21 protein-coding genes and 1 riboswitch are annotated in these 21,839 nt (G+C 37.9%); of the genes, 16 read left to right on the forward strand and 5 right to left on the reverse strand.

Translation table 11 applies throughout. From position 1 onward, the window contains the following. Positions 1–35: 35 nt before the first annotated feature. The 4 genes from MOK21_RS20925 (at position 36) to MOK21_RS20940 (ending at position 3,457) form a co-directional block, all read left to right on the forward strand. On the forward strand, positions 36–368 hold the full coding sequence (locus MOK21_RS20925) for a hypothetical protein (RefSeq protein ID WP_249075884.1): 333 nt from the start codon (positions 36–38) through the stop codon (positions 366–368). Positions 369–510: 142 nt separating this feature from the next. Continuing rightward, positions 511–1,542: a Delta(5) desaturase DesA gene (desA, locus tag MOK21_RS20930; RefSeq protein WP_249075885.1), complete on the forward strand. Its 1,032-nt coding sequence runs from the start codon at positions 511–513 to the stop codon at positions 1,540–1,542. Between the two features lie 138 nt (positions 1,543–1,680). Continuing rightward, a complete protein-coding gene (locus MOK21_RS20935; RefSeq protein ID WP_481817367.1) occupies positions 1,681–2,829 on the forward strand; it encodes a sensor histidine kinase in 1,149 nt (382 codons plus the stop codon). Positions 2,830–2,845: 16 nt separating this feature from the next. Beyond that, positions 2,846–3,457, forward strand: a complete 612-nt coding sequence (locus MOK21_RS20940; protein ID WP_249075887.1) for a response regulator transcription factor — start codon at positions 2,846–2,848, stop codon at positions 3,455–3,457. A 493-nt stretch (positions 3,458–3,950) separates the two neighbouring features. Here MOK21_RS20940 and MOK21_RS20945 read toward each other — a convergent pair whose 3' ends face one another. The 3 genes from MOK21_RS20945 to MOK21_RS20955 form a co-directional block, all read right to left on the reverse strand. Further along, the gene (locus tag MOK21_RS20945; protein ID WP_249075888.1) at positions 3,951–4,925 is read right to left on the reverse strand and encodes a proline dehydrogenase family protein; all 975 of its coding nucleotides are present in this window, start codon (positions 4,923–4,925) and stop codon (positions 3,951–3,953) included. 78 nt (positions 4,926–5,003) lie between these two features. Further along, positions 5,004–5,756, reverse strand: coding sequence for an ABC transporter permease (locus MOK21_RS20950; RefSeq protein ID WP_249075889.1), 753 nt, complete (start codon positions 5,754–5,756; stop codon positions 5,004–5,006). Then, a complete protein-coding gene (locus tag MOK21_RS20955; RefSeq protein ID WP_249075890.1) occupies positions 5,753–6,484 on the reverse strand; it encodes an ABC transporter ATP-binding protein in 732 nt (243 codons plus the stop codon). Before MOK21_RS20955 ends, MOK21_RS20950 begins: the two co-directional genes overlap by 4 nt. Before the next feature lie 789 nt (positions 6,485–7,273). Between MOK21_RS20955 and MOK21_RS20960 the strand changes: the two genes are divergently transcribed. Continuing rightward, positions 7,274–7,774: a methylated-DNA--[protein]-cysteine S-methyltransferase gene (locus MOK21_RS20960; RefSeq protein WP_249075891.1), complete on the forward strand. Its 501-nt coding sequence runs from the start codon at positions 7,274–7,276 to the stop codon at positions 7,772–7,774. A gap of 90 nt (positions 7,775–7,864) precedes the next feature. Here the strand turns inward: MOK21_RS20960 and MOK21_RS20965 are convergent, their stop codons facing one another. Together MOK21_RS20965 and MOK21_RS20970 are read right to left on the reverse strand one after the other, a co-directional pair. Next, a complete protein-coding gene (locus MOK21_RS20965) occupies positions 7,865–9,160 on the reverse strand; it encodes an ammonium transporter (RefSeq protein WP_249075892.1) in 1,296 nt (431 codons plus the stop codon). Between the two features lie 11 nt (positions 9,161–9,171). Beyond that, positions 9,172–9,513, reverse strand: coding sequence for a P-II family nitrogen regulator (locus tag MOK21_RS20970; protein WP_249075893.1), 342 nt, complete (start codon positions 9,511–9,513; stop codon positions 9,172–9,174). A 312-nt stretch (positions 9,514–9,825) separates the two neighbouring features. Here MOK21_RS20970 and MOK21_RS20975 point away from each other — a divergent pair, with 312 nt between their 5' ends. The 11 genes from MOK21_RS20975 (at position 9,826) to MOK21_RS21025 (ending at position 21,603) form a co-directional block, all read left to right on the forward strand. Next, positions 9,826–11,286, forward strand: coding sequence for a nicotinate phosphoribosyltransferase (locus MOK21_RS20975; protein ID WP_249075894.1), 1,461 nt, complete (start codon positions 9,826–9,828; stop codon positions 11,284–11,286). 22 nt (positions 11,287–11,308) lie between these two features. Continuing rightward, entirely contained in the window at positions 11,309–12,133 is an 825-nt protein-coding gene (nadE, locus tag MOK21_RS20980; protein WP_249075895.1) for an ammonia-dependent NAD(+) synthetase, read from the forward strand. 305 nt (positions 12,134–12,438) lie between these two features. Continuing rightward, positions 12,439–12,759 (forward strand): NAD synthetase, encoded by a 321-nt coding sequence (locus MOK21_RS20985; protein WP_249075896.1) that lies wholly within the window; start codon positions 12,439–12,441, stop codon positions 12,757–12,759. Positions 12,760–13,085: 326 nt separating this feature from the next. Then, positions 13,086–13,724 (forward strand): nitrous oxide reductase accessory protein NosL, encoded by a 639-nt coding sequence (locus MOK21_RS20990; RefSeq protein ID WP_249075897.1) that lies wholly within the window; start codon positions 13,086–13,088, stop codon positions 13,722–13,724. A gap of 60 nt (positions 13,725–13,784) precedes the next feature. After that, positions 13,785–15,056, forward strand: a complete 1,272-nt coding sequence (locus MOK21_RS20995) for a right-handed parallel beta-helix repeat-containing protein (RefSeq protein WP_249075898.1) — start codon at positions 13,785–13,787, stop codon at positions 15,054–15,056. After that, complete coding sequence (locus MOK21_RS21000) at positions 15,053–15,505, forward strand: nitrous oxide reductase accessory protein NosL (protein ID WP_249075899.1); 453 nt, start codon at positions 15,053–15,055, stop codon at positions 15,503–15,505. Before MOK21_RS20995 ends, MOK21_RS21000 begins: the two co-directional genes overlap by 4 nt. Continuing rightward, positions 15,505–16,317, forward strand: a complete 813-nt coding sequence (locus MOK21_RS21005; RefSeq protein WP_249075923.1) for an ABC transporter permease — start codon at positions 15,505–15,507, stop codon at positions 16,315–16,317. The genes MOK21_RS21000 and MOK21_RS21005 overlap by 1 nt, the downstream gene beginning before the upstream one ends. Before the next feature lie 62 nt (positions 16,318–16,379). Continuing rightward, entirely contained in the window at positions 16,380–17,060 is a 681-nt protein-coding gene (locus MOK21_RS21010) for an ABC transporter ATP-binding protein (RefSeq protein ID WP_249075900.1), read from the forward strand. Positions 17,061–17,297: 237 nt separating this feature from the next. Continuing rightward, positions 17,298–18,242, forward strand: a complete 945-nt coding sequence (locus MOK21_RS21015) for an AAA family ATPase (protein WP_249075901.1) — start codon at positions 17,298–17,300, stop codon at positions 18,240–18,242. Next, positions 18,239–19,420 carry a DUF58 domain-containing protein gene (locus MOK21_RS21020; RefSeq protein ID WP_249075902.1) on the forward strand — a complete coding sequence of 394 codons (1,182 nt, stop codon included), beginning with the start codon at positions 18,239–18,241 and terminating at the stop codon, positions 19,418–19,420. Before MOK21_RS21015 ends, MOK21_RS21020 begins: the two co-directional genes overlap by 4 nt. Then, positions 19,417–21,603: a transglutaminase TgpA family protein gene (locus MOK21_RS21025; protein WP_249075903.1), complete on the forward strand. Its 2,187-nt coding sequence runs from the start codon at positions 19,417–19,419 to the stop codon at positions 21,601–21,603. Before MOK21_RS21020 ends, MOK21_RS21025 begins: the two co-directional genes overlap by 4 nt. Before the next feature lie 35 nt (positions 21,604–21,638). Continuing rightward, positions 21,639–21,740: riboswitch (purine riboswitch) on the forward strand. Positions 21,741–21,839: the final 99 nt, after the last annotated feature.

A 21,839-nucleotide genomic window follows, 5' to 3' on the forward strand; every position in this document is an offset into this window, starting at 1 on the left:
TCTGTTGCCCCGACGGCTCCAGGAAGCTCTGCTCTGTGCGAAAGCGAAGCGGCAGCAACAAATGTTTTATCTGCGCGAAAGCGAAGCGACAGCAGCAAATGTTTTCTGTAGCGAAAGCGAAGCGTCAGCTACAAATGTTTTCTGTAGCGAAAGCAAAGCGACAGCAACAAATGTTTTATCTGCGCGAAAGCGAAGCGACAGCAGCAATGTTTTCTGTAGCGAAAGCAAAGCGACAGCAACAAATGTTTATCTGTGCGAAAGCGAAGCGACAGCAACAAATGTTTTATCTGTGCGAAAGCGAAGCGACAGCAACAACAAAACGCCCAGCCGGAACGGAAATCAACTTCACTTGTGATGAGCCAAATTAATTTATTTTTTATTCCTTTGTACACATTATAAAAGGATATGACAAATGTCATATCCTTTTTATGATGTTTGCTTCTGTTGCATGATTATACTCTTGTTTTATGATGAGGTCATAAGAAAAAAAGAAACGAGGGAGTAAAAACGATGGCAACAGATAAAGAAAAAACAAAAAAACTGCGCCAGGATGTAGCACCATTTGCGAAGTCTGACACAGCTAAAAGTATTTTTCAAATGGTGAATACGATTATACCTTTAATCGCCCTATGGGTAGCTGGCTATATGTTAGCGGATGTTTCACCATGGTTAACAGCTGGGTTAAGTGTAATTTCTGCTGGATTTGTCGTACGAACTTTTATTATTTTCCATGATTGTACACACGGTTCATTTTTCAAAAGTAAAAAAGCAAACGACTGGGTTGGTTTTGTAACTGGGGTGTTAACATCATTCCCATATGAAAAATGGAAACGTGAGCATACAATTCACCACGCAACTAGCTCGAACTTAGATAAGCGTGGTATCGGTGATATTGATATGATGACAGTGGAAGAATTTATACAAGCATCTAAAGGGCAACGTCTATGGTATCGTTTTTACCGTAACCCATTCGTAATGTTTGGATTAGGTCCGCTGTTTATGGTGTTAATTTTAAACCGTCGTAATCGAAATGACGCTAAACAGAAAGAACGTCTTAACACTTATCTAACAAATGTAGTCATCGCGGGAATCTGTGTTGCCTTAATCTACTTTATGGGGTGGCAAGCATTTTTATTAGTGCATGTAGTAACATTGTTTGTTGCAGCTTCTCTTGGTATTTGGTTATTTTTTATCCAACATACGTATGAAGATTCTTATTTTGAGCATGACTCGGAGTGGGATTATGTAAAGGCTGCTGTCGAAGGTAGCTCGTATTATAAATTACCAAAGCTATTACAATGGGTTACAGGCAATATTGGCTTCCACCATGTACATCATTTAGCCCCACGTGTACCGAACTACAATCTTGAAAAGGCGCATAATGACATACCGCCATTACACACGGCTACGACTATTACGTTACGTACAAGCTTAGAGTCATTACGCTATAAGTTATATGATGAAGATCAAGGCAAGTTTGTAACCTTTAAAGAAGTTAATGAAATAATTAAACGAAAAGCAAGAAGCAGTTTAGCTGCTTAGTTGAATTTTTCAGCCATCTCTTCTAAGGGATGGCTGTTTTACGTAAACATTGTACAATAAGCTCAGTAAACACCATGTACAGGCATAAAATTAATTTTCTTGTTATAATAAGGGAAAAGTAGGAAAGAGCGTGAGATTATGTTGAGGAAATGGCATAGTATTATTCCGAATAGTCCAATGCTCAGTATATATTTATGGATTATTTTCTGTTTCCTACCGTTTTTCTTCATTTTTAGAAAATCGTCGTATATTGAAATATCAATAGGTATTACATTTTTAATGCTATATTTTATTTTCTATCGGTTTTCAATGAATTCGAAAAACGGGCTTGTTTATATGTGGATTAGTTTTGAAATGGTCATTAATATCGTTATGACCATATTATATGGCTATGTATATTTATCAATTTTCACAGCTTTCTTTATTGGAAATATTCGTAAACCTGTTGGTTTCTATATTATGTATGGACTACATATTGGCTTTACGGTTATTTCTACAGGTGCTGGCTTCTTCGTTGAACTACACTTATTTTTATCACAACTCCCATTTGTTGTGTTAACGATTCTAGCGGTTGTACTTCTCCCACTAACGATTTATTCAAAAAATAAACGCGAAAATTTAGAGGGTCAGCTTGAGACTGCTAATGAGCGAATAGCTGAATTAATTGTTTTTGAGGAACGCCAACGTATTGCTCGGGATTTACATGATACGCTTGGCCAAAAGTTATCGATGATAGGCTTAAAAAGTGACTTAGCTTCAAGATTAATTGAACGTGATCCACAGCAGGCTCTAACAGAGATAAAGGATATTCGTCAAACGGCAAGTATCGCATTGAAAGAGGTGCGTGAATTAGTATCGGATATGCGAACAGCTAGGTTTGAGGATGAGCTTATGCGTATTTCTCAAATATTAAAGGCCGCTGAAATGGAGTTTATATTTGAAGGTGATAAAGATTCTTTACAAGTTCCACCACTTGTAGAAAATGTATTATCCATGTGTTTAAAAGAGGCAGTTAATAATGTCGTTAAGCATAGTGGAGCTACAAAATGTGAAATTGCTTTCCATCAAAATTTTAAGGAAGTATATTTAGTTGTTCGTGATAATGGACAAGGAATCTCCAAAAAGCAAGCATGGAAAACGGGTAACGGACTAAAAGGAATGCGAGAACGGTTAGAGTTTATAAACGGTTCTTTTAAAATCGAAAGTGAACAGGGCACTACATTAACAGTGTCGATTCCAGTGGCGATTACGCATCAGAAAGTCAAAGAAAATCTGAAGAACATATAGAAAAGAGGATTGTGACATGATACGAATTGTAATTGCTGAAGATCAGGGTATGCTATTAGGCGCACTACGTTCATTACTTAGTATGGAGGATGATATGGAGGTCGTTGGTTTAGCAAAAAATGGTGAGGAAGCATTGGCGCTTGTTGAAGAGCATCAGCCTGATATTTGTATTATGGATATTGAAATGCCAGTGAAAACTGGATTGGATGCTGCCGAGGAACTGCATGGTACAGGTTCTGATTGTAAAGTGATTATACTAACGACATTTGCAAGACCAGGTTATTTTGAGCGTGCAAGAAAAGCCAGCGTTCGTGGCTATTTATTAAAGGATAGTCCGATAGAAGAGTTGGTCAATGCTATTCGTACAATTATGGATGGCAAAAGAATATATGCACCTGAACTCGTTGATTTTGTCTATGAGGATGATAGTGAAAATCCTTTAACTGACCGTGAGAGCCAGGTACTGACACTTGTTGCAGAGGGCAAGACGACAAAAGAAATTGCTGCAGAATTATTTTTATCGGCAGGAACTGTCCGCAACTATATCTCCACTATATTAGAAAAATTAAATGTTGGGAATCGCATTGAAGCCATCGCACGTTTTAAGGAAAAAGGGTGGAATAAATAGAAAACTCGAAACCTTATCGCCTATAGAGACGATAAGGTTTCATATTGTTGAAAAACTATTATGTCAATGAGATTAAGGTGTCATATAAAAAAGTAGGGTTCTTCTGCAGAACGAGGGGTTGATTTCCGTTCCGGCTGGGCGCTTTCCTGGGGGCGTCCGATGAGCCGCTTCACTCGCGCTGCTCGTTCCAGGGTCTCATCTGTGACGCTGATCCCCAAGGAGTCGCCCAGCCTCCACTCCAATCAACCACTTCACATAGTATGTATCTTCTGGCATGTTACTTTATTTCATAGTTATAAAGCTAAACGAAACTTCAGCAAATCCGTGCAAAAGCGTAATGCTAACGAAGTCTGTGCAAAAGCTAAGCGACAGCAACAAAAAGCGAGTAGCACGGAACGGAAATCAACCGCATTTAAAGTGTCCAAACTCCTAAAAAAATTTTTTTATGCTTAAAAACCTTATCGCCTATAGAGACGATAAGGTTTTTTTATGATTATTTTTTGCGTTTTGTTAAACGTCCAAGAACGAATGCACCTGCTGCGACAGCAAGGACTGTATTCGTTTTTTTCGTAAATACTTGTTTAGTTACAAGATTAAGATTTTGAGGACGCTCCGCTAAACGGCGCATAAAGTAGCCGTACCAATCTTCGCCGAATGGTACATATACACAGAAGTTATAACCTTCTTTTGCAAGCTCTTTTTGCAAATCTGTACGGAAGCCGTAAAGCATTTGGAATTCGAATTTATCAAGTGGAATATTATTTTCAGCTACAAAGCGTTTTACATGTGCAATAACATTATGGTCATGTGTTGCGATAGACGTAAATTTACCATGTAGCAAATGATATTCGATTAACTCGATGAAATTTAAATCAATATCTAATTTATCTTGGAAAGCAACCTCTGCAGGCTCCTTATAAGCACCTTTTACGATACGAAGTCGATAGTCCTGGAATTTTTCGATATCGTCCTTAGCGCGGAAAAAGTAAGATTGGATAACAGTACCTACATTATTAAACGTTTTGGATAGCTCTTCAACCATATCAAAGGACGTTTGTAAACGACCGTAGTCTTCCATATCAAAGTTAACGAATATATCATATGCTGCTGCTTTTTCTACAATTTCATATAAATTATCGTAGCAAAAATCAACATCAATATCTAAACCTAATTGAGATGGCTTTAACGAAATATGTGCATCAACACCGTTTTCGTGAATAGCCTCAATAACAGCGAGGATTTGTTCTTTAGCTTTTGTTGCTTCTTCTTCAGTTGAAACAAATTCCCCTAAATTATCTACTGTGCAAGAGATTTTATTTGCGTTAAGCTCTTTGATGCTCGCAATCGTTTCTTCAATATTTGTACCAGCTACTACACTTTGTGCTCCTAATTTTAGTCCGTATTTTTTTGCAGCACTATTCAATAGTTGGTTTTCAGATAAATGGATGAAAAAATCGCGTAATAACATGGTCATTCTCCTCACTGCATTTCTTTTTTCTTTATTATAACATAATTTAGAAAATAAATATTCTTTTCAATATAATAATTATTTCGTTTCTAATAGTTGTAAACGTTCGTTAAAAAGTGCAGGATAGCTTAAAAAACCTATCATTATGCTCGATAATGTCGCAGCTGTTAGCAGGGCGAAAATGATTAATAATTGGAATTGCACCGCTTGAATAGGGTCTGCTCCGCCAATTATTTGGCCACTCATCATACCGGGTAATTGAACAAGACCAATTGTTTTTTGGCTTTCGATTGTAGGAATCATACTTGCTTTTATCGCATTCATTAGCTGTCGATGAATGGCCTGTTTAGGTGTGCCACCAAGCGATAAAATTAATTCAATTTCATTCTGATGACTTGCAATTTCCGATGTAAAACGATTTAAAAATAGAACCGATAATACCATTGAATTACCAATCATCATGCCGCTAATTGGAATAATATACTGTGCTGTTGCAGGTACAATATCAAAACCAAGCAATACTCCTTGCGTAACAAATTCTACTACAATAAGGGTTAGCGCTATTTTCCATGTAATACCTTTAATACCTTTCCCTTTTTTACGAGCATTTAGTGTTGCTACTATAATCATTAACGTAACCATAAGGAAAATATAAATATAGCTTTGAGCATCAAAGACAAATTTTAAAATATAACCAACGGCAAGTAGTTGAATAATAGAACGAATAGTAGCGATGAGTGTATCTTTTTCAAGTCCTAGCTTTAAGGTTTTTGATAGTAGAAGAGGGATTAAAACAAAAATTAACGTTAAGGAAAGCGAAGTATACGTCATGCGTTCACCCCCTGTACAAATTCAGCAACACGTGGATTTTTAGGTGCGTTAAGGAGGGAGCTTTTTCCTGTTTCAATAAGTTCTCCGTCCATCATGACCCAAGTATAATGTCCGATTGTCAGCGCTTGCTGTAAATTATGAGTAATCCAAATGATTGTGACATTAAATTTATTATTGATTGTAGCAATAAGTGTCTCAATTTCTTGCACTGATTGACGATCTAATGCAGATGTGATTTCATCAAGCAATAAAATGGAGGATTGATTAATAAGTGTTCTTGCAATAGAGACTTTTTGTCGTTGTCCACCTGATAATTTATTCGTAGGTCGTTGTAAAAAGCTTTGATCGAGTCCGACATCCTGTAAATATTGGATAGCTTCTTGCTCTGTAAGCTTTTCTCCTTGTAACGTGCGAGGCAATGCAAGGTTGTCAAATACAGTTCCTTCTATCATAGGTGCCGCTTGAAGAGCCATACCCACATGTCTTCGTAAAGCGGTGGGTTCGTAAGCAGAAATGACTTGATTATCAATTAATATTTGACCATCTGTAGGGGATAATAGTCCATTGCACAATTTAAGTAAAGTTGTTTTACCAGCACCTGAAGGGCCGACTAATGTAGTGATTTTTCCTTTCGGGAAAGAACCAGTAATTGATTTTAATATCATCTTGTCATTCGATGAAAAGGTGACCTGTTGAAAATGGATAGCAGGCTCATATGATATATTCATAAAGTGAAAACTCCTTTATACTAATAGGTAAAATTAAGTGTATTGATTAACTATTTTTATCCATTCAAATTAATTAGAAGGCTCTGATTTCCGCTACGGGCTACTCGCTTTGTCGCTGCCGCTTCGCTTTCGCGCAGAGCAAGGCTTCCTGCGGGCGAGCGTCGAGCCGCTTCCTCCGCTAAAGGAACGAAGGCTAAGTGCGTCACGTCCTGTGACAATGCCTTCGTGACCAACATCGTGTTGGCCTCAGGGTCTCGTCTGTCTCGCTTTCTCGCGGGAGTCGAGTAGCCCTACGCTACAATCAGTAAAAATGGGAATACATTAGCAAAATAGCAACAAAAAAATCCTTGTATCATTCAATAAATCAACACGCTTAAGATAAAATAACTGTAGCATGAAACAAAGGGAAGCTAAAGTTTCAAAATTTATTTAACATTTTATTAGTAATGCATAAATTAGGGTTAGTCATCGAAGGTTGTGGATGACTTTTGATAAAACGTCTACTATGTAAATAAGTTGATTGGAGTGAAGACTGGGCGACTCCTTGGGGGTTAGCGTCAAGGGAACGAAGGCTAAAACCATCACATCCTGTGATAACGCCTTCGTGACCAACATCGGTGCAGCTCATCGAACGCCCCCAGGAAGCTCTGCTCTGCGCGAAAGCGAAGCGTCAGCGGCAATGTTTTATCTGTAGCGAAAGCGAAGCGCCAGCTACAAAGCGCCCAGTCGGAACGGAAATCAACCACACGTTTTGGTGAAGATCCTAAATTAAGTTAAGGGGGAGAGAGAATGGATGTATTATATGTAGATACATTAACATATGCACAAGGAAATATGTATATTGTTGCTTCAGATGAAGGTCTTGTATATATCGGAACACCGAATGCGCCATTTGAAGAGGTAGAAGTGTGGGCAAAAAAGCCATTTAAAGGCTATTGCTTTGAAGAGAATAAAGAAAAGCTACAGCAATATGTTAAGCAAATAACGGCTTATTTTAATAAAGAACTTACTGAGTTTGATTTACCGATTCATGTTAAAGGGACACCATTTCAATTAGCTGTATGGGACGCGTTGAAGGAGTTACCTTATGGTACAACGACAACGTACTCGGATATTGCAAACCGTATCGGCAATCCCAAGGCTGTAAGAGCTGTAGGTAGTGCAATCGGTGCCAATCCAATATTGGCGATTATTCCTTGTCATCGTGTGATTGGAAAAGATGGTAAGCTAACAGGCTTTCGTAGTGGACTAGCAATGAAAGAATTTTTACTGGAACTAGAGAGAGCATAAAAAGAATCTGCAAAACCTTTGGTGAAACAGCTCGCCAAAGAGTTTGCAGATTCTTGTTTTTGCATTAAAGAAGACAAAGTTTATAGAACACTATACATGTTCCTCGTGGACATTGTTATTGGTTTTACCGAAATGAGTTAAACGATGGGCAAATGTTTCTCCTCGTACGGCGGAGCCTTTGAAGATATCCTGAAACTCATAAGCTGGAGCACCATGTTCGATGACATCTAGACCAGTAACTTCTTCTTCAGCAGAAACACGTAATGGTATAAATGCTTTTATAATAAATAAACCAGCTGTTACTGAAATGCTAACCCAGGCAATTGTAGCGATAACCCCTACGGCTTGCACTCCTAATAATCCCGAACCTCCTCCGTAAAATAATCCTTGACCATTAATATCAAACAAACCAATTGCTAGAGTACCCCAAATACCACAGATACCATGGACAGCGATTGCGCCAACAGGATCATCGATTTTTAATTTCCATTCAATGAAGCGGACGCCCTCGACCAATAGTGGAGCAGCAATTAATCCGATACTGATTGAACCGACAATACTAACATTAGCGGCACCAGCGGTAATACTTACAAGACCTGCTAAAGCACCGTTTAATGTGAGCGAGCCATCGATATGGCCATATCGAAATTTCGTATAAAAGGCAGTAACCACAACTCCTGCAGCAGCAGCGAAAAATGTATTTGCGATTACACTAGGAACAAGTTTAGGGTCAGCAACTAATGTGGAAGCGCCATTGAAGCCAAACCAACCAAACCAAAGTAAAAATACGCCTAAAGCCCCTAATGGAATACTATGTCCTGTAATAACGTTAACACGACCATTTTCATATTTACCGAGACGAGGACCGACCATTACCGCAGCTATAAATGCCGCAACTGCACCTGTTAAATGAACAACGGTAGATCCAGCGAAATCGATAAAACCAAGATTTGTTAGCCAACCTTGACCACTCCAAATCCAATGACCAACAACAGGATAGACAAGTGCCGACATGAGAATAATAACGCAGATATAAGCAAAAATATTAGTACGTTCTGCAACTGCTCCTGATAAAATTGTTGCTCCAGTTGCTGCAAACATTGTTTGGAAAATAAAGAAGGAAAGATCATCTACACCATTTAAGGCAAAGCCACTTGAACCGAAGAGACCGCCAGCTGTATCACCAAACATAATAGCGTAACCACAAAGAAAATAGACAATACCGCCAAGTGAAATAGTTAGGAAGTTTTTCATAATAATATTGACTGCGTTTTTTGAGCGTGTAAAGCCAGCTTCAACCATCGCAAATCCTGCATGCATAAAGAAGACTAAAATTGAACCGAGCATCACCCAAACTAAATTTATAGATAATGTTATTGCTTCCATATATATCGCTCCTATTCTACTGCAATTGATCCGACTTCTTTTGTGCGGATACGAATTGCTTGTTCTACTGGATAAATGAAGATTTTACCGTCACCAACCTTGCCTGTTGCTGCCTTACGTAACAAAACTTCAATAATAGGATCTACTTTTTCATCATCAACAATCATTTCTAATTTCAACTTTGGCAAAAATTCAATTTCGTAGGTATTACCGCGAAATAAACCTGTACGCCCTAATTGACGGCCACAACCAGCAATTTCTGTAACACTGAGCCCTGCAATACCTTTCTGTGCAAGTCCGTCCCTGACCGCGCCGAAAACTTCGGGACGGATGATTGCTTCTATTTTTTTCATTAATATCAGCTCCTTGAGTAAATTTAATTTACATGTTAAAACGTCATAGAAAACTCCGCAATAATTTTCTGACTATTCATGTTATGTTTTGTTACATAGTATATTTCGTCTTCCGAAATTGTTTGCTGAAAAGATTATTAAAAGGGGAATGAAAGCGGTACTAAAAGTTGTGTCTAAAATGTGAACCGTTCTAAATTTTCTGACTATTAACGTGAGGAAATCTAACATGAAAGTAGGAGAATGTATTACGCAAGAATTTGGCTATATAGTGTATACTAGGACTAATTATCAAAGCGGAAGAAGGGGTTTCTTGTGAGATCAAACTATGCAGATGATAGCTTAGCGCTACACACAGACTTGTACCAAATCAATATGGCAGAATCGTATTGGGCTGATGGTATACATAATAGAAAAGCAGTTTTCGAACTATATTTTAGAAAATTACCTTTTGGCAATGGTTATGCAATTTTTGCGGGGTTAGAGAGAATTCTTGAGTATTTACGCGATTTTCGTTTCAGTGATTCGGACATAGCGTATTTGCGTGAAGAGGTTGGTTATAAAGAGGATTTTATCGAGTATTTAAAAAATATTCGTTTTACAGGGGATATGTATTCTATGGTGGAAGGAGAAACTGTTTTCTCTAATGAACCAATTATCCGCATTGAAGCACCTTTAGTAGAGGCGCAGCTAATTGAAACCGCTTTACTTAACATTGTGAATTACCAAACCTTAATTGCAACAAAGGCTAGTCGTATTAAACAAATTATAAAAAATGAAGTGGCGATGGAGTTCGGTACACGACGCGCTCAGGAGATGGACGCGGCCATTTGGGGAACGCGCGCGGCATTTATTGGTGGTTTTGCATCAACTAGTAATGTGCGAGCAGGTAAACTCTTTAATATACCTGTATCAGGTACACATGCACATGCACTAGTACAGGCCTATAAAAATGACTATGATGCATTTCATTCCTATGCAAAACGTCATCGTGATTGTGTATTCCTTGTAGATACTTACAATACGTTAAAATCAGGTGTGCCAACAGCAATCAAAGTAGCTAAAGAGCTTGGTGACAAAATTAATTTTATAGGGATTCGTTTAGACAGTGGGGATATAGCTTTCTTGTCAAAAGAAGCACGTCGTATGTTAGATGAGGCAGGTTTCCAGAACGCTAAAATTATCGTATCAAATGACTTAGATGAATACACGATCTTAAACTTAAAGGCTCAAGGTGCAAAAGTTGATGTGTGGGGTATTGGTACAAAGCTCATTACAGCTTATGATCAACCTGCTTTAGGTGCTGTTTATAAAATGGTCGCTATTGAAAATAACGATGGACAACTAGAAGATACGATTAAAATTTCGGCGAATGCTGAAAAGGTAACGACGCCAGGGCTTAAAAATGTGTATCGAATTATTGATAGAAAGAATGGTAAGGCAGAGGGGGATTATATTACGATGCAAGATGAAAATCCTCAATCAGAGAAAAGAATCAAAATGTTCCATCCTGTTCATACATTCGTATCAAAATTTGTAACGAACTTTGAAGCTAAGAATTTACATCATCATGTCATTAAAGATGGTGAATTACAATATCAAAATCCTACCTTAGAAGAAATGCGTGATTATGCAGCTAAAAACTTAGAGTTGCTATGGGATGAATATAAACGTGCCATGAATCCTGAGGAATACCCAGTCGATTTAAGCCAAAAGTGCTGGAATAATAAAATGCGTAATATTGAAGAAGTAAGTGAAATGGTCAATCAATTGTAAAGCGTAAGGAGTGAATAACAAAATGACATTACAACAAGAAATCATTAAGGAATTACGTGTAGTACCTACTATTGATGCGCACGAAGAGATTCGCAAATCTATTGATTTTTTAAAGGAATATGCACGTCGTTATAGCTTTGTAAAGGGATTTGTTCTAGGGATATCAGGTGGTCAGGATTCCACATTAACTGGGAAAATCACGCAGCTTGCGGTTGATGAATTAAATGCCGAGCTGGGAGAAGCGAAGTACTCATTTTGGGCTGTTCGTTTACCATACGGTGTGCAAGCGGATGAAAAGGACTGTCAGGATGCGATTGACTATATAAAACCTACGAAAACTTATACGGTCAACATTAAAGATGCGGTTGATGCGAGTGTTAGCGCATTAACGAATGCGGGTATTAAACTAAGCGATTTTGCCAAAGGGAATGAAAAGGCACGTGAGCGAATGAAGGTGCAGTATTCTATTGCTGCCATGAATAATGCTGTTGTGCTAGGGACGGATCATGCAGCGGAGGCAATTACAGGTTTTTACACAAAGTATGGGGATGGCGGTGCGGATTTAATGCCAATTTTCCGTCTTAACAAGCGTCAAGGTAAGCAATTGCTAGCTGCGCTTGATTGCCCAGAGCACTTATATTTAAAGGTACCGACTGCAGATTTAGAGGAAGATCGTCCTTCATTACCAGATGAAGTAGCACTTGGTTTAACGTATGACCAAATTGATGATTATTTGGAGGGGAAGGAAATCCCTGAAGAAGCTCGTAAAACATTAGAAGGGCATTATTTACGTTCTCAGCACAAACGCCATATGCCAATTACAATTTTCGATGATTTTTGGAAGTAATCATATTTGCGTTATCAGAAGTTATGATGGTAGTTATTAAAGATATGCTAAATAGATAAGTTGATTGGAGTCGCCCAGTCTTCACTCCAATGGAATACGTTTTTTATAAATATCATCTCCGATTCTAGGTGATGAGCCGTTAAATAGTTGGGAAAAGAGTTATAAGAAAAAGTGATGAACACTTTTGAAAATAGCTCTTTTCTCTTATTTTTAAGAAATTTGGTTCTGTATTATTAAGTTTAAGCATATAATGTCGATACATATACCTATACAGTTGATAAAAAGTGAAGGAGGGGTAATGATTTATGAGGACTTCTAGAGTAAGTTCGACGACTAGCAGTATATTTCGTAACGAACAACAGTATTTACATGCCGGAGATTTAAGTCATAATTTCGGACAAAATCCGAAGCGACAGTTTAAAAATAGTTTGCAAAAGAATAAAGATAAAAAGCATATAAGTAACACTCGACAAATTCAACAGCAACAACCAAATAAAGTAACGGCTAGTTATATTGACGGTGCTTACGATTTACAAATACGCAATGAATTAAATGAAACTGCCGTTAAGCTAAGTTTAGTCAGCAAGCAAAAGAAGTTTCTCAATAGTTACCGTTCTTCTATCTAACATCATAAATCGAACTCTCTACATCATTCTAGATGTAGGGAGTTTTTTTATTAAATTGAAAAAAGTGAAATTTTGTCAATGGAATATTGTTGCTGTCGTTTCGCTTTGCCGAAGGGCGATAAATATGACACCCTAATCACATTACCTATAATCTAAATGATTAAAAAATGGAAGTTATATTTTTCATTCAAAATATTTGAAGTCGAGATGTTCAATGAATATTCAAGGTAATTTTTCCAATACTTCACAGCTATTTTTAACTTATTTCACAACTTACCTGTAAAGTAGTTATTGGTAATAGAAAAAAGAATTTGGGGGAAGTAATTGTGAAAAAAATATGGTTACCTGTACTAGCAGCATCATTTTTACTCGCGGCTTGTGGTACAGAAAAAGCAGAAGTTAAGAAAGAAGAAACGAAGCAAGATGTTGCGGCAAGTGATACAGAAGCTAAGGATAAAACTAAACAAGTCGCTTCATTAGTGGATCCACGTTTACAAGAGCCAAAAGAAGGTACAATGTGTGAAATGTGTAATATGAAAGTATATTTGAAGGACGAAGATATGGGGGAATTCTCTACTCAAGCAATAAAAGAGGATGGAACAGTTGCCTTTTATGATGACATTGGCTGCTTAGTAAATGCAGAGGTGGCAAATAATGAAAAGAACGAAAAATTTGTACGTGATCATATCACAAAAGATTGGGTAAAGGTTGAAGATGTAACAATTGTTAAAACCGATCTAAAATCACCAATGAACTGGGGTTATATTTATTTCACCAATAAAGCTGATGCAGACAAATATATCGCTGACAAACCTACTGCGCATGTAGAGGAATTACAAAAAATTAAAGACGATGCATTAGAACGCCGTAATAAGAAAATGAAAGAAAAAGCAGAAAAAGAAGCCAAAGGTGAATCTGATTCTATGCATATGGAAGAAAAGAATCATGATGGTCAAAGTCATTAGTCGAATGGACTAGGGGGAATTCCTCTAGTCTTTTCGTGCTGGATTGGGAGGTAAGAATCGGTGAGAAAAATAGGGTTTGCCTTATTGTTTTTTCTATTCATGAGTCAGACAGTGTATGCCGATTTCGATGTGCAGGAGGCCATCAATGTAGCAAAACCTGGGGATGTCGTTCATATTCCTGCTGGTCGTTACCAAGGCGATTTTATAGTGACAAAACCAATAACACTACAAGGCGAGGAAGGAACTAAACTTGCTGGCGTAAAAAATAACCCAGCACTACGAATTGAAAACACTGCTAATGTCACTGTAGAAAATATAACGCTATCAGGGAAAAATAAAGCGATTGTTGCAAGTACTGTAGATGGACTTGAGCTACGAAATATACAAATTAAAGATATGCATACAGGTGTCCATATACAACGCTCCAAAAATGTACACATACATGATATCAATGTAACTGGTAGCGAAGGTCATTATGCCAAAAAAGGTAATGGAGTAGCTATCTTTAAGAGTGAGGACATCACCATTGAAGGCAATACGATTGAGCAAGTACAGGACGGAATTTATGTAGAGGAGGTCAAGCATATTGTTGTTCAACATAATAAGGTGACAAACAGTCGTTACGGTACGCATTTTATGTATACAAGTGATGCTAAAGCACTTTTTAATACATATGTTCATAATGTGACGGGTCTTATGATAATGATGACAACAGACATACTCCTTGAGCGTAATACAATAGCTAATCATTTTGATTTTAATGGCTACGGTATGCTGCTGTATGATGTGCAGCAAGCAAAAATTAAAGATAACACAATCAAAAATAACCGAACTGGTATTGCAATGCAGAAAAGTTCAACGATCCAAATAGAAGCAAATGATTTTCAGATGAACCAAACAGCCATTGAAGGGTCAAAGGCAAGTGAAGACACAATGGCTAGTAGTAATAACTTTACAGGAAATATTTTAACGGCACGCTCAGATCCCCAAGGTTTTCAACTAGTTAATAATTATTATGACGATTACTCCGGGATTGACTTAAAAGACAACGGTATCGGTGATACGCCATATGTGGCCGTATCAAGTTTTGGTCAATGGATGGTACGCCAGCCTGTTTACCAATATTTCGTGGCATCTCCAAGTGTCATGTTACTAACATCGCTGGATCAGCAAATTAATAAAACTGAAAAGAACATACTTGTTGATAAGACGCCAAAATTGGCAGTGAAGCAAGTATCCGAAAAGAACAAGATAAATGTGGTGCAAATGCTCGTAGGATTATTCTTAACGTTAAGTAGTTTATGGCTATGGAAAAGAGGAATATCACAATGAAAAAATGGATGATGATTGTAATGCTAAGTTGTGGGGTGTTGATAGGCTGTGGTGAAAGAACTTATGAACCTCGTGAAATAGTGAGTGAAACCGATGTTTGTAAAATTTGCAATATGAGTATCGTTCACAACGAATATGCCGGTCAGATCGCGTTAAAGAATGGTGATTATGAAATTTTCGATGACATTGGTTGCCTAATGGAATATATAGAAGCAAATGGGGAAGATGAGATAGGGGCTGCCTATATTAAAGATGCAGCAAAAAATGAATGGATTGACGTTTTTAATGCCTCTTATGTGTACAGCAAGGATTATTGGACTCCGATGAACTATGGGGTAGTTGCATTCGATTCGAAGAAAGCGGTACAAGACTGGATGACGAAAGAGGGAGAAGGTCAACTACTTGCCTATAAGGATTTACATGATTTTAAATGGGGGATCCATGAGTGATGTACAGTATGCTTATTAAACTAGAATTAAAGCAAATGCTCAGAAGTCGCTGGATGCAACTTGTAGGTGTACTTTTTACATTCGTTTTTACAGCTATCATTGTCATTCAACAAATGGCACTACCCGATGTAGAGGGCTTTACACGACAGACCGCTTCATTTTTAAACGTATTGTTGTTTTTATTGCCTCTGTTTATATTAACGATCGGTAGTATGAGTGTAGCTGGTGATGTGGAATCAGGCTGGTTTTCATTATTAAAAACATATCCGATGACACGTAAGCAATATATTGCAGGAAAGTATATTGCCTCTGTGATTGCTTTTTTATTGGTCGTTGTCGTGGCGTTTGGCGTAATATTAGCGCTTGGTGGATTTCTCGGTGGCGTGCGTTTGCCATTTATTTTTATTATTTTAACTTTGCTTTGTATACTCATTTTTGTGTCATTGGCCATTGCAGTAGGAGCCTTTGCGAAAACAAGATTATTTGCACTATCGTTATCACTTGTGTTTTGGTCTATTTTTTTACTGCTAATTTCTTATGCTTTAATGGCAATTGGCACTGTCGTGGCGGGGCATGTTCTTCAAAAACTGACGATTATAGCGATACATATTAATCCTGTGGAGTGGCTGCGCTTTGGCTACTTTATTTTTACAGATCAGGCTAGCGTACTTGGACCTGCATTTTATAAAATTACGCAGTTTTACTCGTCGCCACTAGGTTATGCAGTATACGTAGCTGTGACATTGCTGTGGATAATATGTCCGTTAGCTTACGCTAGATTGCTTTTAACTTCTTTCAGTGAAAGAAGTTAAAGCCTCCGGTGGATTGTGGACGCAATTATGCCGAGGCATGATGGATAGAAAGGGGATAAAAGATGATGCTATTAGAAGCAAGGAAGTTATCGAATATCTATGATAATAATAGAGGTCTTCATGAAGCCTCCTTTTCTTTGCAGACGGGGCGTATTTTAGCTCTTGTAGGAGGGAATGGTGCTGGAAAGAGTACTTTAATTCGCCTACTAACTGGGCAGGAAAAGCAAAAATCAGGAGAAATAATATGGCATAAACCCCAAGCTATTCGGTACATGCCTGACGATGTGGACTTTCCTTCTATGTTAACCGCTGCAGAAATTTTGCAGCTCCTCGCTTCTCTAAAGAAAGTGGATAAAAAAGAGCAGGAAGATGTACTAAGGCGTGTCGCTTTATGGGATGTTCGTAAGCAAAAAGTGAAGCATTTCTCAAAAGGGATGCGTCAGCGGCTTAATCTCGCTCAAAGCTTACTAGGTGAGGGCTCTTTGCTTATTTTAGATGAGCCAACGAATGGTCTTGATCCGTATTGGATTGCAGAGCTGAAAAAAATGATGCTTGAGGAAAAAACAAAGGGCTGTACTGTCATATTTTCTACGCATTTACTTGCTTTTGCGGAGGAAGTAGCGGACGACGTGTTAGTTTTACATGAAGGAAACATACTTATTTCGGGTGAGATAAAGGAAATGCTTTTACAAGAAAATTCATCATCCTTAGAGAATTTATGGTTAAAAAAATTAAATCTGTAACATTTTGATAGGTAATGACGTTATACTAAAGATAGGTTTGTTTGAATTGTATTCAAGCAAGCCTTCTTTTTCATGCTGTAGGTTATTACTTTTCTCACTAAGTGCTCGAACTAAAGAGATGAAGCGATGAAGGAATGTTTCATATAATTGTGTTACTAAACATATTTCGTTATTCTAAAAATAAGTTAACATACAATTCGAACAATTTATGAAAATGAAATAGGAGGTTTTTGATTGATGAATTCACAAATACAAGATGTGTTAGAAAATATAGAAAAAGTAATGATAGGCAAAAGAGAGGTTGCAGAGCTTAGCATAGTCGCCTTGCTGGCAAGAGGGCATGTCTTGCTTGAGGACGTACCTGGTGTCGGTAAAACAATGATGGTGCGAGCGCTTGCAAAATCCTTTGATGCACAGTTTAAAAGGATTCAGTTTACACCTGATTTATTACCATCAGATGTTGTAGGGGTATCTATCTATAATCCAAAAACGTTGGAATTTGAGTTTCGACCTGGTCCGATCATGGGGGATGTAATTTTAGCTGATGAAATTAACCGTACCTCTCCAAAAACACAATCTGCTTTACTGGAGGGGATGGAGGAAGCATCGGTTACTATTGATGGTAAAACCGTAACCATCAGTCAACCATTTTTCGTTATGGCCACACAAAATCCTATTGAGCATGAGGGAACTTATCCGTTACCAGAAGCGCAGCTAGATCGTTTCTTACTGAAAATAAAGATGGGCTATCCTTCGAGAGGCCAAGAAGTGGAAATTCTTCGTCGTGCTGAACATGGGAAACCGATTGAAAAAATCGAAGCGGTGTTAACGGTTGCACAATTAAATGAATTGCAGGAACTTGTACAGGGTGTGTATGTTGAAGATTCCGTTAAAAACTATATGGTCGAACTAGCGACTCAAACAAGGGAAAATAGCTATGTATATTTAGGTGTAAGTCCTCGCGCAACGATTGCGTTAATGAAAGCTTCACAAGCTTATGCATTTTTGAAAGGACGTAGTTATGTAACTCCTGATGATGTTCAATATTTAGTGCCTTTTGTTTTTAGCCATCGTTTAGTATTAAAACCAGATGCTCGTTATGATAACGTAACAGCAGAGGAAATTATTGAGCGCATTATTGCGAAAACACCTGTGCCGACAAAGAGGTTTGCAGAGCAATGAAGAAATGGCAAGCTTTAATAGAGAAAAGTAAGCATTTCTTATTAGTATCTTTGTTAATGATCATAACGTTTTGTTATGCCATGTTCCAAGGTGGGTTTGTCAGCTGGTTTGTGTTTTTTACGGTTAGTCCTTTTTTGTTATATGCATTTATTTTCTTATTGGTGAAAGAAGAAATTTTGCTAGTGGAGCGCAAAATTGAGCCTTCCCATGTTGAGTGTGGACAATCTGCTAAGGTTACAATTACGGTAGAACGAAAAACACGCTTTCCGTTTGTTTATATGATGATGGAGGAACTTGTGGACAGTGAAGTCCTTGTTCAATCGAGGGTGCAAGGAACGAATACCATTAAGTTCGTGGGCTTCAGGAAAAAATTTAGTTGGAATTATATACTGGAAAATATGTCCCGTGGCGAGCACCGTTACTTAGGTGTTAATATTGTTTTCTGTGATTTTTTTGGCTGGGCGAAAAAGCGAGTTACGGCAAAAAAGGAACAAGTCATTTTAGTTTACCCTAGAGTACGCGAGATGAGGTATGCCGCGCTTCAAACAAAATATGATGTGGGTACAATGATGTCACCTTATTCAATTGTTAAGGATACATCAATGGCTGTTGGTTTACGTGAGTATGTTCCAGGTGACCGTTTTTCATGGATTCACTGGAAATCATTTGCGAAAACACAAACGTTGAAATCTAAGGAATTTGAAGATCGTCAATCACAGGAGTTAATGTTGGTACTCCATGCCGGAAAGTCTCCATTATTTGAAGAAAAAATAGAGCTTGTAGCCTCGATGCTACAAACAATTGTCGAAGAACGTGGAGATATTTCATTTGTTTCAGCTGGTTCTAAAACGAAGGTGTTTCCGATTATCCAAGGTAATAAGCAGCTAGACCAAGTAATGCATCATTTAGCTGCTATAAAACCTGCTGAAACTGTCAAATTTCAATTACAAGATCAGCAAGTGTTTAAGCATGTTGCAACATTGTTGTATGTTACGAGTGAAGTATCGGATGAATTACTCCATTCTCTTGCCAATATGGTGAAAGGCTGTATTTGTTTTGTAGTAGCAGAGCAGCCACCTATGCAAACAGAGCTGGCAAAACGTTATAAACAAATTCAAGTTGTACATGTAAATCCAACAGATTATTACCACTTGTTCACGGAGGTGATGAAGCCGTGAAAAAATCACTAGGAAATTTTATAGAATTAGCACTAGCATACGTAATTATTTTTCTAATTTTACGTGAATGGCTTATTCCTGTAATGCAGCTAACCAATACAGGCTTAGTTCATTTATTTTTAGTGTTTATCGGTTTATCATTGGTGCTTAGCTTATTTCAAGTACATCCAATGTTGTCGGGATTAGTGAAATTCGGTTATATAACTTGGTTTATAGTGTTTGTTTATAGTGAAAGTCCCTTAATATCTGGACAGACAGTACCATTTTTAATGCATGAATGGAAATGGAATATGACGACCATTCTTTCGGGCGATTTTGGACAAGTATCGGATTCATTTAGAACGGTGCTATTCCTTGCGCTTATTTGGATGTTAATATACCTCATTCATCACTGGATAACTGTGCGAAAAAATATATTCTATTTCTTCGCGTTAACTGTATTCTTTATCGCTACATTAGATACGTTTAGTGACTATGATGGAACGGTAGCCATTGTTAAAGTTATTGTGCTTGGATTAATCATGACAGGCTTGCTTTTTGTGAAGCGTTTATGGCTTCAAACGGATGCACCGAGCAATGTAATAGGAAAGTGGAAATTAGCTATTCCGATGATCGTTGCGGTAATGCTTGTCAGTGTAGTGGCATTCTTTTTACCTAAGACAGGCCCGATTTGGGCAGATCCAGTACCTTTTATTAAAGGGGTCGCAGGGCAAGGGAATCTTGGAGCAGGTGAAAAAAAAGTTGGTTACAGCGAGGATGATAGCCGATTGGGAGGACCGTTCCAAGGTGATGATACACTGATTTTCACAGCAACTTCCCGTGATCGCCATTATTGGCGCATTGATACAAAGGATACTTATACGTCGAAAGGCTGGATTCTTTCAGATGGGAATTTTGGCAAAAATGTTTATGAGAACAATACTCCTATCCAAACTTCATTGCAAGTTGGATCTCCTGAAAATGAACGTCAAATTAAAATAGACATGGCTGCCCCAATGCCATTTTTATTACAAACGTATGGCATGATATCTGTTTCTGCTCAAGATTCACCACTGTTTATTCAAGATGAACATACTGAAAAAATAGCATTAGAACAACAGAATGGCGAGTCAAAATTATTGTCTAACTATACGCTCTCTTATAGTGAGCCTGTATATAGCATGGAGCAACTTGAAACGTCTGAACCATCTACGTTAGCAACATTAGATCCTTCCTTTGATCGTTTTTTACAATTGCCAAATACACTGCCGCAACGTGTGATGAATCTAGGGAAAGAAATCACGCAGGATAAAGCTTCGGTATATGATCGAATAAAAGCGGTTGAAAAATATTTTTCAACGCATGGCTTTAGATACGATAAAAAAGAAGTAGCAATCCCGGCTGAGGGTCAAGATTATGTTGACCAGTTTTTATTTGATACTAAAGTTGGCTACTGTGATAATTTCTCAACATCAATGGTTGTCCTCCTACGTTCGGCGGGGATACCCGCACGTTGGGTGAAAGGCTTTGCGCCTGGTAATCCTGGTCGAATCTCAGATGGTTTACAGGAGTATCGAATTACAAATGATAATGCACATTCTTGGGTGGAAGCGTATGTACCTGGAACAGGCTGGATGGAGTTTGAACCGACAATTGGTTTCGCGGGGAATGTAAATATTGATTATGATATTGAGCAAGACACACCTCAGCAGGAGCAAGTATTGCAGCCAGAAAAAAAACAAGAGCAACCAAAGATGGAAGAGCAAGAGCCGAAGAAAGAAACTGCTAGCTCAACGTCGTTTAGTTTTGATTCTGTATGGACATGGGTGAAAAAGCTTACTTATGTGTGGATAGGGCTAGCCATTTTGATGATTATTGCTGGCATTGCTTTGTTTATGCAACGTAGAAAGTGGATACCTAAAATGCAAGTACGAGCATTTCGTAAAAAAGAAGCGGATTGGACAACTTTTGATGCTTCATACAATGCTTTAACGAAGCAATTATCGCGTATTGGATTACGACGTAAAGATGGCGAAACATTGCGAGCATTTGCTACAAGAGTAGACGAATCGTTAGAGACAGAAGAGATGCAAAGACTGACTGATGTATATGAACAACTTATTTATGGTAAGGACAGACAAGAGGTCGACTTTGTTAAACTGAAAGAAAGTTGGGAATATTTAATCAATCGCACTATCAGTTGATTTTGATGGGTACAAAGAGTAAAATGAAAAAAATTATATATGATGAGGATTGCTTTCATATAAGTTCGATAATAAGGTTCGGATGTTTCTACGAGATCACCGTAAATGATTTCTCTATGAAGGTGGATGTTTTGGTTAGGTGAGAAGGTTAGTAAATCACTTTTCTTTGCTACGCATTCGCCTTTATAAATCAAGAGCTTATGAACGCGTAGGAAGTTTTTACTTTCGTACGCGTT

The sequence above is a fragment of the Lysinibacillus sp. BPa_S21 genome, from assembly GCF_023337795.1.
Lineage (GTDB): Bacteria > Bacillota > Bacilli > Bacillales_A > Planococcaceae > Lysinibacillus.

Bases quoted from the DNA above. Each gene is read 5' to 3' on its own strand.
- desA (WP_249075885.1), top strand. From the start codon at position 511: ATGGCAACAGATAAAGAAAAAACAAAAAAACTGCGCCAGGATGTAGCA.
- MOK21_RS20935 (WP_481817367.1), top strand. From the start codon at position 1,681: ATGTTGAGGAAATGGCATAGTATTATTCCGAATAGTCCAATGCTCAGT.
- MOK21_RS20940 (WP_249075887.1), top strand. From the start codon at position 2,846: ATGATACGAATTGTAATTGCTGAAGATCAGGGTATGCTATTAGGCGCA.
- MOK21_RS20945 (WP_249075888.1), bottom strand. From the start codon at position 4,925: ATGTTATTACGCGATTTTTTCATCCATTTATCTGAAAACCAACTATTG.
- MOK21_RS20950 (WP_249075889.1), bottom strand. From the start codon at position 5,756: ATGACGTATACTTCGCTTTCCTTAACGTTAATTTTTGTTTTAATCCCT.
- MOK21_RS20955 (WP_249075890.1), bottom strand. From the start codon at position 6,484: ATGAATATATCATATGAGCCTGCTATCCATTTTCAACAGGTCACCTTT.
- MOK21_RS20960 (WP_249075891.1), top strand. From the start codon at position 7,274: ATGGATGTATTATATGTAGATACATTAACATATGCACAAGGAAATATG.
- MOK21_RS20965 (WP_249075892.1), bottom strand. From the start codon at position 9,160: ATGGAAGCAATAACATTATCTATAAATTTAGTTTGGGTGATGCTCGGT.
- MOK21_RS20970 (WP_249075893.1), bottom strand. From the start codon at position 9,513: ATGAAAAAAATAGAAGCAATCATCCGTCCCGAAGTTTTCGGCGCGGTC.
- nadE (WP_249075895.1), top strand. From the start codon at position 11,309: ATGACATTACAACAAGAAATCATTAAGGAATTACGTGTAGTACCTACT.
- MOK21_RS20985 (WP_249075896.1), top strand. From the start codon at position 12,439: ATGAGGACTTCTAGAGTAAGTTCGACGACTAGCAGTATATTTCGTAAC.
- MOK21_RS21000 (WP_249075899.1), top strand. From the start codon at position 15,053: ATGAAAAAATGGATGATGATTGTAATGCTAAGTTGTGGGGTGTTGATA.
- MOK21_RS21005 (WP_249075923.1), top strand. From the start codon at position 15,505: ATGTACAGTATGCTTATTAAACTAGAATTAAAGCAAATGCTCAGAAGT.
- MOK21_RS21010 (WP_249075900.1), top strand. From the start codon at position 16,380: ATGATGCTATTAGAAGCAAGGAAGTTATCGAATATCTATGATAATAAT.
- MOK21_RS21015 (WP_249075901.1), top strand. From the start codon at position 17,298: ATGAATTCACAAATACAAGATGTGTTAGAAAATATAGAAAAAGTAATG.
- MOK21_RS21020 (WP_249075902.1), top strand. From the start codon at position 18,239: ATGAAGAAATGGCAAGCTTTAATAGAGAAAAGTAAGCATTTCTTATTA.